This window comes from Haloparvum sedimenti (assembly GCF_001462205.1).
In the GTDB taxonomy this organism is placed as follows: Archaea; Halobacteriota; Halobacteria; order Halobacteriales; family Haloferacaceae; genus Haloparvum; species Haloparvum sedimenti.
Genome location: NZ_LKIR01000048.1, coordinates 4,035 through 13,936, shown reverse-complemented (window position 1 = coordinate 13,936; position 9,902 = coordinate 4,035). Strand labels below are relative to the sequence as shown.

General features: G+C 69.5%; 15 protein-coding genes. 7 read left to right on the top strand and 8 right to left on the bottom strand.

The annotated features are described in order from the left end of the window. Window positions 1-622 precede the first annotated feature (622 nt). The 3 genes from AN233_RS03055 to AN233_RS17110 form a co-directional block, all read right to left on the bottom strand. A complete protein-coding gene (locus AN233_RS03055; protein WP_058365386.1) occupies window positions 623-901 on the bottom strand; it encodes a hypothetical protein in 279 nt (92 codons plus the stop codon). Between the two features lie 170 nt (window positions 902-1,071). Continuing rightward, a complete protein-coding gene (cmk, locus tag AN233_RS03050; protein WP_058365385.1) occupies window positions 1,072-1,683 on the bottom strand; it encodes a (d)CMP kinase in 612 nt (203 codons plus the stop codon). An 84-nt stretch (window positions 1,684-1,767) separates the two neighbouring features. Then, on the bottom strand, window positions 1,768-1,935 hold the full coding sequence (locus tag AN233_RS17110) for a hypothetical protein (RefSeq protein ID WP_176696625.1): 168 nt from the start codon (window positions 1,933-1,935) through the stop codon (window positions 1,768-1,770). A gap of 142 nt (window positions 1,936-2,077) precedes the next feature. Between AN233_RS17110 and AN233_RS03045 the strand changes: the two genes are divergently transcribed. Together AN233_RS03045 and AN233_RS03040 are read left to right on the top strand one after the other, a co-directional pair. After that, window positions 2,078-3,580 (top strand): HTTM domain-containing protein, encoded by a 1,503-nt coding sequence (locus tag AN233_RS03045; RefSeq protein ID WP_058365384.1) that lies wholly within the window; start codon window positions 2,078-2,080, stop codon window positions 3,578-3,580. Window positions 3,581-3,673: 93 nt separating this feature from the next. Then, window positions 3,674-4,609 (top strand): ring-cleaving dioxygenase, encoded by a 936-nt coding sequence (locus AN233_RS03040; protein WP_058365383.1) that lies wholly within the window; start codon window positions 3,674-3,676, stop codon window positions 4,607-4,609. 45 nt (window positions 4,610-4,654) lie between these two features. On the opposite strand, the gene AN233_RS03035 is transcribed toward AN233_RS03040, so the two are convergent. From AN233_RS03035 to AN233_RS03025, 3 genes are all read right to left on the bottom strand, one after another. After that, complete coding sequence (locus AN233_RS03035; protein WP_058365382.1) at window positions 4,655-5,089, bottom strand: type II toxin-antitoxin system VapC family toxin; 435 nt, start codon at window positions 5,087-5,089, stop codon at window positions 4,655-4,657. Further along, window positions 5,090-5,335 (bottom strand): AbrB/MazE/SpoVT family DNA-binding domain-containing protein, encoded by a 246-nt coding sequence (locus tag AN233_RS03030; protein ID WP_058365381.1) that lies wholly within the window; start codon window positions 5,333-5,335, stop codon window positions 5,090-5,092. It lies immediately after the preceding gene. 66 nt (window positions 5,336-5,401) lie between these two features. Then, window positions 5,402-6,043, bottom strand: a complete 642-nt coding sequence (locus tag AN233_RS03025) for a helix-turn-helix domain-containing protein (protein WP_058365380.1) — start codon at window positions 6,041-6,043, stop codon at window positions 5,402-5,404. A gap of 86 nt (window positions 6,044-6,129) precedes the next feature. Between AN233_RS03025 and paaA the strand changes: the two genes are divergently transcribed. From paaA to AN233_RS03000, 5 genes are read left to right on the top strand one after another with little or no spacing between them, the layout of a single operon-like run. Beyond that, on the top strand, window positions 6,130-7,077 hold the full coding sequence (paaA, locus tag AN233_RS03020; RefSeq protein ID WP_058365379.1) for a 1,2-phenylacetyl-CoA epoxidase subunit PaaA: 948 nt from the start codon (window positions 6,130-6,132) through the stop codon (window positions 7,075-7,077). Window positions 7,078-7,079: 2 nt separating this feature from the next. Next, window positions 7,080-7,418 carry a 1,2-phenylacetyl-CoA epoxidase subunit PaaB gene (gene paaB, locus AN233_RS03015; protein ID WP_058365378.1) on the top strand — a complete coding sequence of 113 codons (339 nt, stop codon included), beginning with the start codon at window positions 7,080-7,082 and terminating at the stop codon, window positions 7,416-7,418. Next, window positions 7,411-8,313, top strand: a complete 903-nt coding sequence (gene paaC / locus AN233_RS03010; protein WP_080508317.1) for a 1,2-phenylacetyl-CoA epoxidase subunit PaaC — start codon at window positions 7,411-7,413, stop codon at window positions 8,311-8,313. Before paaB ends, paaC begins: the two co-directional genes overlap by 8 nt. Then, window positions 8,313-8,777, top strand: coding sequence for a 1,2-phenylacetyl-CoA epoxidase subunit PaaD (paaD, locus tag AN233_RS03005; protein ID WP_058365377.1), 465 nt, complete (start codon window positions 8,313-8,315; stop codon window positions 8,775-8,777). The genes paaC and paaD overlap by 1 nt, the downstream gene beginning before the upstream one ends. A gap of 2 nt (window positions 8,778-8,779) precedes the next feature. Further along, window positions 8,780-8,962 carry a PaaD-like zinc ribbon domain-containing protein gene (locus AN233_RS03000; protein WP_058365376.1) on the top strand — a complete coding sequence of 61 codons (183 nt, stop codon included), beginning with the start codon at window positions 8,780-8,782 and terminating at the stop codon, window positions 8,960-8,962. A 10-nt stretch (window positions 8,963-8,972) separates the two neighbouring features. Here AN233_RS03000 and AN233_RS02995 read toward each other — a convergent pair whose 3' ends face one another. Continuing rightward, the gene (locus tag AN233_RS02995) at window positions 8,973-9,494 is read right to left on the bottom strand and encodes a hypothetical protein (protein ID WP_058365375.1); all 522 of its coding nucleotides are present in this window, start codon (window positions 9,492-9,494) and stop codon (window positions 8,973-8,975) included. 157 nt (window positions 9,495-9,651) lie between these two features. Then, the coding region (locus AN233_RS17865) for an aldo/keto reductase (RefSeq protein ID WP_281176514.1) at window positions 9,652-9,902 on the bottom strand (251 nt) is incomplete at its 5' end.

The following is a 9,902-nucleotide window of genomic DNA, read 5'->3' as shown; positions in this document are numbered from 1 at the left end:
CGGGAGATTTGCGTCATAGACAACCGCATTCTCTCGCTTCAACTCCTTTGATTTAGCGGCCTAACTCGCTGCTGTATGGCGATTCAACACAGCCTTTGAAACGGACAAATACGGCGTCCTCTATCACTTAATGGCGAGCAAAATTGACGGCGCTCGGTCCCCCTCTCGGGCCCTCCGAATGCAGGCGATCCGGAATTTCAACCGCGGGATGTGGATCGCTACGTGGGCCCTCTTTGTCGGTGTCTCCGTTGAGATCGGCGCCGCTCAGTTACAACGATACGCTTCCCTCCGTCCCCTTCCGGTGGTGCCTTCCTATGCAACACACTGGACCCCCCTGTGGAGTCTCTGGCTTCTCGCAATCACTGGAACATTCGTGTTTTGGCGGCTGTATCGATCATCAGAGGAGGATTATATCGAATATCTATTCACGGATTACGCGGTCGCAATCACGGACCGCGGAGACGAGTTTACGTTTGCTCCGGAATCGTTGAATGTTTCCGTGAGACACGTAGGAGCGGGCCAAGAAGACACGGACGGAGCGGAATATCGGCGGGAATCCGGCGAAGATTCCGGCGATCAGTCGGCAGACCGGCCCGCGGACTCGGGAGGGTGACTGGGAGACCTACGCCGTGAGCTTGTATTCGGAGTCCGGGCCGGCGTCGGGATCGATTGCAGCGATTCTCCAGTTCGGGCTCTGTACCGCCTCGCTTTCGAGCTCGAACGTATGAACGTCTCCCGGGTCGAGGGAGAGAACGGCTTTCTGCAGCTCCTCATCGTAGGAGCTGCTCCGGCGTGGCACTGAGATCCGCATCCCAGCGTCATCTCCTTCCAGAACCTCTAGCCAGAGATGATTGTTCTGTGCCCCGACTACTTCGTAGAGGGCAGGCCGGGTTTTCAGCATATCCGAAAAATCACGCGGTTGGGACTATAAAGTTACCGTCCGAGACGCGTACTACGGGCGGAGCAGGCCGAGTACCTCGGAGTCAAGCCCCGAGGCCGTTCACTCGGTGCGACCGGTCCGAGAATCTCCCACGGTTTGGAGAGCTCAACGCCGCTCGCCACCGTTCGCGCTCAGACGTCCAGGTCCGCGGTCGGGAAGGCCCCCTCGTCGAGCTCCGGTTCGTACTGCTCGATGGCCGTCAGGACGACCTCCACGGTCGACTCGGGCGTCCAGCGCCCGGTGTTTATCGTCAGGTCGTAGAAGGACTGGTCGTCGAGGTCGATGCCGTAGTAGGACTCGTAGCGCTGCTTCTCGATCACCTCGCGCACCTGCATCTCGGCGGCCCACTCCTCGCGGTCCTCGGTCCGCCGGAGTCGGACCTCCTCGGGCGCGTCGAGTCGGATCCGAAGGTCGGCGCGGTTGCCCGCCAACCAGCCCGCGAGCCGGGACTCGAGCACGAACGCCCGGTTCGCGGCTCCCCATTTCTCGGCGATCGTCTGGAGCCGTCGGTCGAGCGCGCGGTCGATCTCGTCTGTCTCGCCCGCCTTCGCGACGAGCTGGGAGAGGCTCATGTCGCGGTCGGCCGCGATCTCCCGGAAGATGTCGCCGCCGGAGACGCAGCCGCAGTCCATCGCGTCAGCGAGCGCCTCCGAGAGCGTCGTCGCGCCGCAGCCCGGCGGGCCCGACACCGTGACGAACAGGTTGCTGTCGATCCGGCGGTCGGCCGCGTTCGAGGGCGCCATGACGTGTCCGCCTTCGACGGACGCCGTCAAAAGATGAGGGGGCTTCGTCCGGCGTCGGGGCCGTCCGGAAACTCGCGCCCCCGGTCAGCTCTCGGCCCTGGCGTCCGCGGTCGCGTCGTCGCGGCGGCCGCGCGCGAGCAGCCCCGCCCCGAGGCCGGCGGCGAAGGTCGCGACCCCAACGGCGGCGATCCACAGCGCGTCCGGGTGTTCGGTACCGACGTGCAAAAGCGATCCAGCGAGTGCGTCGAGCATGTGCCACGGGTGGGGGCTCGCGGTCAAAGGTCCGTCGAAGGCGTCGGAGCGTCCCGCTGATCCGAGCGTCGGCCCTCGTCGGGAGAGGCCGGCCACCGCTCCACAAAACCTATCCGCGCCAGCGGGAGACCCTGTAACAGCAATGACCGTCCGCGAGCACCTCGACGCGCGGCTCGGCGCGGACGCGCGCGGACTCGCGGCGTTTCGGATCGCACTGGGAGTGGTCCTGATCGTCGACCTGGCGCTGCGAAGTCGTGAGCTGACGGCCTTCTACACCGACGAGGGCGTGCTCCCGCGGTCGACGCTCGTGGAGCTGTACCCCGCCTTCTCCCGCTACTCGCTCCACGCGGCGTCGGGTGAGGGGTGGGCCGTCGCGCTCCTGTTCCTCCTCGCGGCCGCGGTCGCCGCGGCGCTCGCGGTCGGGTACCGCACGCGGACGGCGGCCCTGCTCTCGCTCGTTCTCGTGGCGTCGCTACAGGCGCGGAACCCCCTCGTTCTCAACGCCGGCGACACGCTGCTGTGGCAACTGCTCGCGCTCGCGTGCCTGCTCCCCCTCGGCCGGCGCTGGTCCGTCGACGCGGTCCGCCGGACCCGGCGGGACGGACGGCGGAGCGGAGACCGAGACGGGAGCGCATCCGAACCCGACCGCGCCAGGGGGTTCGCGCCGGCGCTTCTGTTGACGTTCGTCGTCGTCCTGTACCTCTCGAACGGGCTCGTCAAGCTCCGCGGCGACGCCTGGCCGGGCGGGACCGCGGTCCCGCAGGTGTTCCGGCTCGAGCACCTGTCCGGGCCGCTGGGCGGCGCACTCGCCGGCGCCGACGGACTCCTGACCGTCGGGACCTACGCGTGGCTCGGCCTAGTACTGGCGTCGCCGCTGCTCCTCCTGTTTACGGGCCGGGCCCGCACGGCGCTGGCGGGTGCGTTCGTCGCCGCGCACCTGTCGATGGCGCTCACGCTCGCGATCGGCGTGTTCCCGCTGGTGTCGGTCGCCGCCCTCCTGCCGTTCTTCCCCCCGCGCGTCTGGGACGCGGTCGAGCGTCGCCTGGACGGGTCGGCGGAGCGCCTCCGCAACTCCGTCGTCGCCGTGAGCGGCGCGGCCGTGGCCGCCTTCCCGACGGTTCCGGGGCCGATCCGCGCCCGGCCGGGGGTCGGGCGCGTGCGCCGCCGACTTCCGGAGGGGCTCGCCGCGGTTCTGCTCGTGTCGCTGCTGGCGTGGAACGCGATGGCGCTCGGGCTCGTCGCCGCGCCGGCCCCGGTGGCCGACGCCGCGGACCCGACGGAGAACCGCTGGGACATGTTCGCGCCGAACCCGCCGAACACGGCCTCGCTCGTGCTCGCGACGGCGGAGACCGCCGACGGGGGCGCCCGCGACGCGCTGTACGGCGACCCCGTGGCGAGGAACCGGACGCCGAGCGACGCCCGCGCGTATCCGAGCGCGCGCTGGCGGAAGTACCTCACCGCGATGCCCGCCGATCCCCCCGACGACCGCGACGAGCGGCTGGGCGCGTACCTCTGTGAGCGCGCGGCCGCCGCGGGCGATGGAACTGTCGAGCGCGTCACGGTCTCGTTCGTCTACGTCGACGTCACACTCGGCGAGCCGCGGGGGGAGCCGACGGCCGTCGAAGTGCTCGATCGGCAGTGCTGAGACGGAGTCGTCCGGTTCCCCGTCTTCCGGCGGTTCAGCTCGGACGACGGTCGGTGCCGCCACGATTAACCGCGCCGCAGGCGTCCCCTCGGTATGGTCGACCCGACACCCGGCATCCACCACGTCACCGCCATCGGGAGCGATCCCGGTCGGAACCACGCGTTCTACACCGAGACGCTGGGGCTCCGCATGGTCAAGCGCAGCGTCAATCAGGACGACGTCGGCGTCTATCACCTCTTCTACGCCGACCACGAGGGGAGCCCCGGCACGAGCATGACGTTTTTCCCCTACGAGGACGCTCGCCCCGGCCGCGTCGGGAGCGGCCAGGCCCGGACCGTCGCGTTCCTGATCCCGGCGGACGCGGTCGACTTCTGGGTCGATCGGCTCGAGGCGGCCGACAAGGTCGACGCCGTCTCCACCTTCGAGCGGTTCGGCGACCCCGTCGTCGCGTTCGAGGACCCCGACGGCCTCCCGCTGGAACTCGTCGGCCGCGCGGACGCCCCGGAGCCGAACCTACCCGAGGGCCCGGTGCCGGAGGAGCACGCGATCCGCGGCTTCTTCGGCGTGACGCTGGCGCTCGGGAGCGTCGACCCGACCGCGGCCCTGCTGGAGGAGATGGGCTTCGAGCGGACCGCCGAGGACCCCGACCAGCACCGCACGCGCTTCGAGGCGGACGGCGACCGCGGCTACGTCGTCGACCTCGAGACGGACCCGAACGCGCCGCAGGGGCGCCCCGGCGCGGGAACGGTCCACCACGTCGCGTTCCAGGTCGACGACGACGAGCAGGCGGAATGGCGCGAGGTCCTGCAGGGGCAGGGCCTCCGGCCCACGGAGATCATCGACCGCAAGTGGTTCAGGTCGGTGTACGCGCGGACTCAGGGCGGCGTGCTCTTCGAGTTCGCCACGAAGTCCCCGGGCTACGCAGTCGACGAACCCCTCGACGCGCTCGGCGAGGAACTCGTCCTGCCCGAGTGGCTGGAGGACCGCCGCGAGGAGATCGAGGCCGCGCTGCCGCCGCTGTCGACCTGATCGGCGGCGGAGTGCGCACGCCGTTTCGTTCCCGACGAGGGCGAGTCAGTCGGGCGAGTACGGGTTCGTCGGCGTGTCAAGACGCGACAACCGATCGACGGAGTCGAAGTCGTCGTCGAACGCGTAGAGATACGTCGTCTTTCGTTCGTCCGCGTACGCCGCGAGGCTCGCGTCCACCAACGATAGCTTCCGGCGCCCACGGAACAGCGACTTCGCCCGTGCAAATCCCTCGGCCGAGAGGGACTCGACGTGGAACCGCCGGTTCTCCTCCAGTCGGTCCAGAAAGTCGACCGCGGCGTCGTGTCCGGCGTTCGTCGTCAATCCGTTCAGCGTTTCCGCGAGCACGTAGTCGAGAACCACGGCTTCCGGGAGATCCCCACCGTCGATGCCGCGAAGGATCGGCAGCGCACGCTCGTGATGGCGGTCGCGTCGATACGCGGCAGCGTACAGGACGGAGGTGTCGACGAGCGCTCGCGGCATTCACTCGACGCCCCACGCGTCGTGATCCGCGACGACGTCGGTCTCCGATTCGCCCGAGTACCCGTCGAACTCGCCGAACGTCCCCGACCGCTGTCGGACGATCTCCACGCGGACGGTGCCGTCGTCCGCCAGACTCCACCGAAGGTGGTCGCCGTCGTCGATGTCCAGCTCCCGCCGGATCGCGGCGGGAATGTTCGCCTGATTGCCGGACACCTTGCTTTCGGCGTCCACTCCGTCGCTGCTCATACCCTCACTTCGCGTCGGAGCGACATAAGGCTAGTGTGGGGGCACACTTGGAACGCGCGAACTCCCTCACCGCGCCAGCAGCGCCTCGAACAGCGCGTCCTGTCCGCGCCGCAGACGCTCCAGAAACGCGGACTTGCTGATCCCTAGCTCACCGGCCACGTCTGCGGCCGAGCAGGCCTTCGGCACGGCGAAGTAGCCCATCTCGTGGGCGGTACGGAGCGCCGCCTCCTGTGCGGGCGTGAGCCCGTAGCCGCGGCCGATGGCGTCCGCCTCCTCGGTCGCGAGCGGCTGGAGCTTTCGGAGCGTCACGCCCACCGTCTCCGCGGCGCGCTCCATCACGCCCTGTAACACGTCGTGGCCGACGACCGCGCCGGTCATCGTCGCCGCGCCGCGGTCGTAGCGCATCGACTCCACGAGGAACCCCTCGTCGACGAGGTCGTGGACGACGCAGGGGTGTTTCGACAGGCACCGGAAGTTGTCGCGGTCGCCCGCGTTGGCGACGTGGAGGTACCTGATGTCGTCGTCCGCGTCGAGGACCGGAGCGATCCCGGCGTCCGCGGGCGCGGTGAACTGCAGGAGGACGTTCCCGTCCGAGCGAAGCTGTGGCGGCTCCGCGGACACCGCGGCGTCGGCGGTCGCGGAGGCGTGCGCGAGCGGACAGTCGTCACCCTCCACGCGGAACTCCGCGATCAAGCACTCGTCGATCACGGGCACACGTTCGGCCGCGAATATATAAAAGCCGCCCATGGACTGCCGAATCGAAAAGTGGTATGGCTCCGTACCGAAGAATGATTATGGACCTCGAGACAGTGAAGGACCGCGCCGGACCGCGGCAGTTCGGTCCGGGCGACGACATGCCCGAGGAGTATCGGAAAGCGGCGACCCGGATGATCCAGTTCCACGCCAACTCCGAGGTCATGGGCGGCTACCTCGACAAGGAGTTCACGCGGAAGGCGCCGTCGCTGGACCGGAAGCTCGCCAACACCGCGAAGGTGCAAGACGAGATCGGCCACGCGCAGCTGCTCTACCGTGCCGCGGAGACGCTGGGCGTGAAGACGCGCGACGAGATGCTCGACGAACTGGCGAACGGGGAGGGGAAGTTCCTCAACTGCTTCCACTACCCGGTCGACACCTGGTACGAGGCGCCGATGATCGACTTCTTCGTCGACGGCGGCGCGATGCGCCGGCAGGCGACGCTGAAGTCCACCTCGTGGACCCCCTACGCCCACGCGATGGACAAGGTCTGCTTCGAGGAGGGGTTCCACGTCAAACACGGCGAGTCGATCCTCCGCGAGCTGATGCAGGGATCGAAAGCGACCCAAGAGCGCACCCAGGAGACGTTCGAGGTGTGGTGGCCCCGCATCATCCAGTTCTTCGGCCCGCCGAACGACGAGAGCCACCACAACGACTTCGCGCAGGACGTGGGGCTCAAGACCGCGACGAACGACGAGCTCCGCCAGTCGTTCCTCAACATGTACATCCCGAAGGCCGAGAAGTACGGCCTGGAGATCCCGGACACGCCGCGGATCGAGTACGACGAGGAGTCCGGCCGCTACGAGCTCGCCTACGACGAGCTCGACTGGGACGAGTTCTGGACCATCTCCAAGAACGAGTACCCGGGCAGCAAGGAGCAGATCGGCTCCCGACGCCGCCGACAGGAGGCGGTCGAGTGGGTGCGTGACGCGCTCGACTCCTGGGAGTCCGAGGCGACCGGCGTCGCGACCGGGGAGGCGGCCGACTGACCATGATCTGGGAAGTGTTCAGACAGGAGGAGCCCGGCGACTACCACAGACACGTCGGCAACGTCCACGCGCCCGACCGCGAGATGGCCAAGCAGTTCGCGCAGATCCAGCACGCCCGCCGCATGCAGACCAACTCCCTGTGGGTCGTCCCGCAGTCGGAGATCGGTGAAGTGGACGCCGAGGACGCCGCCTTCGGCGGCACCACGGACAAGTCGTACCGCTGGGCGATGACGTACAACGACATCGACGCCTCCTTCGCCGAGGAGGTCGCCGACAGCGAGGCCGAACAGCGCGAGGCCGCCCGCAAGCGCCGCGAGGCGATGGAGGAAGCCGATGACTGAGAACGCACGCGACGACGCCGGCGCCGCGGCCGGGACGACCGGCGGCTACGAGATCCCCGAGGAGACGCCCGCCGCCGGCAGCCTCGACCGCGACACGCTCACCGCCGAACAGCAGTTCGCGGTCGAGGAGCAGCTGTTCCGGCTCGCGGACGACGAGTTCGTCCACGCCGAGCGGCTCACCGAGTGGCAGATCTACGCGCCGACGCTGGAGTCGGACCTGGCGCTCGCGAACGTCGCGCAGGACGAGTTCGGCCACGCCCGCCTCTGGTACGACCTGCTCCAGGAACTGGGCTACACCGAGGCGGAGTGCATCTGGGAGAAACCGGCCGACGAGTGGACCCACAGCACGCTCGTCGAGCGGCCGTTCGACGACGACGGATGGGGGAACGCGGTCGTCCGCGGCTACCTCTACGACGTGGCCGAGCGCATCCGGCTGGAGGCGCTCGTGGAGACGAGCTACGCCCCGCTCGCCGACCGCGTCGGCAAGGCGCTCTCCGAGGAGGAGTACCACCGCGAGCACGCAGCCAACTGGCTCGACCGGCTGGCGGAGGACGACGAGGCTCGCGAGCGACTCGACGCCGCGGTCGACGAGCTGTTCCCGCACGCGCTCTCGCTGTTCGCGCCGGGGCCCAACGAGGAGGCGATCCTCGAGGCCGGGGTGCGCCGCGAGACGCTCGCGGACATGCGCGCGGAGTGGCTCGACACCGTGGTGCCGTACCTCGAGTCGCTCGGGCTGACGGTCCCCGAACCGGACGCGGCCGACCGGCCGGCGGACCGCGGCCGCGACGGGAGCCACACCGACGCGTGGGCGGAGCTCTACGAGGCGTTCACCGCGACGCACGACGAGATCGACTTCGACCGTCCCGCCCGGCTCCGCGCGGAGGAGGCCGAGTAATGCCCGCGAACGCCCCGCTCGGCGGCGGCGCGGACCCCGACGAGGGCGCCGCGAGCGCGGCCCGCGAGGCCGGCGGCGAGGCCTGCGCGTACACGAGCTACGAGGACGGTGAGGCGCCCGAGTCCTACCCCAAGACCGGCGAGGGCGCCGAGGGCGTCGAGGCCGACGTGTGGGCCGCGCTCCGCGAGGTCGAGGATCCCGAGATGCCCGTCAGCGTCGTGGACTTAGGACTGATCTACGACGTGACGGTCGAGGAGGACGGCCGCTGTACCGTCGAGATGACGCTGACCTACACCGGCTGTCCGGCCAAGGACATGCTCACGAACGACGTGCGCTGCGCCGCCGAGACCGCGCCCGGCGTGCATGAGGCCGAAGTCCGGATCCGGTACACGCCGGAGTGGAACGTGAACATGGTGACCTCGGCCGGTCGCGAGGACCTCCGCGAGTTCGGCCTGAGCGTCTGACCGTGAGCGACCGCTCCGACCCCAGCGTGACGGCCGGCGAGGCGGGCGACGCGGACGAGGAGCCGGCGGTCTGCCCCTACTGCGGGTCCGACGAGACCCACAAAGAGCATCCGAAGGGGCCGGGGCTCTGTCGCTCGATGCACTTCTGCGAGAACTGCGAGGAGCCGTTCGAGCGGTTCGGGTGAGCGTCGGGCGTCACGGTTCGTCGGCGCTCTCGGCCGCCCCGAGCGCTCGCCGAACGGCCCACTCAGCGGCCCCCAGTCCGAGGAGCGCGGCGACGACGAGGGGGCCGAACGCGAGCGCGTACAGGCCGAGGGGGTCGCTCTCGCCGCCGACGCGAAGGACGAGGAACCAGACCAGCGCCGTCGCGGCCGCGAGGCCGACCGTCGGACTCACGACCCCCCGGGCCGTCAGCCAGCCGAACGGGACCGCCGCCTGCAGCGTCAACACGAGCAGCCCGCCGCCGACGACCAGCAGGAACTCCCAAGGAGCCGCGGACGGCGCGGTCCAGAACCGATAGGCGACGATCCGCACGAGCGCCCAGCCGCCGACGAGGATCGCGCCGTGGCCGACGCCGAGCAGGGTCGCCGTGCGGAGCGGTCGCGACGTACGCGACGCACGCCACGCCATCGCGGCCGTCGTGGCGACGGCGAGCAGCACGGCGACGACGAGCGTCACGGCGTCGCTCCCCAGGACCGGATCGGGCGTCCCGGGCATCGTTATCCTGCCGGAGCCCCGCGACTGTCAGTCGTTCGGACCGGGAACGTTCGCGAGCCGTCGCGCGGAGGAGGGCGGCGGACCATACGCGGGCGTTGCACGCCCCGGATCAAGTAGGTTCCGGCGCGAGCGGTCGGGGTCGCATTCGGAAGCTCCGCTACTCGTGGCCCGACACCCGAACGGGCTCGTAGGGCTCCTCCAGCCACTCGATATCGGAGTCGGAGAGGTCGATGTCGAGCGCCTCGACCGCGTCTTCGAGGTGCTCGACGCTGGAGGTACCGACGATGGGCGCCGTCACCACGTCCTTGTGCAGCACCCACGAGAGCGCGATCTGCGCCATCTTCACGTCCTTCTCGGCCGCAAGCTCCTCCACGCGGGCGTTCACCGCCTCGCCGCCGCCCTCGCGGT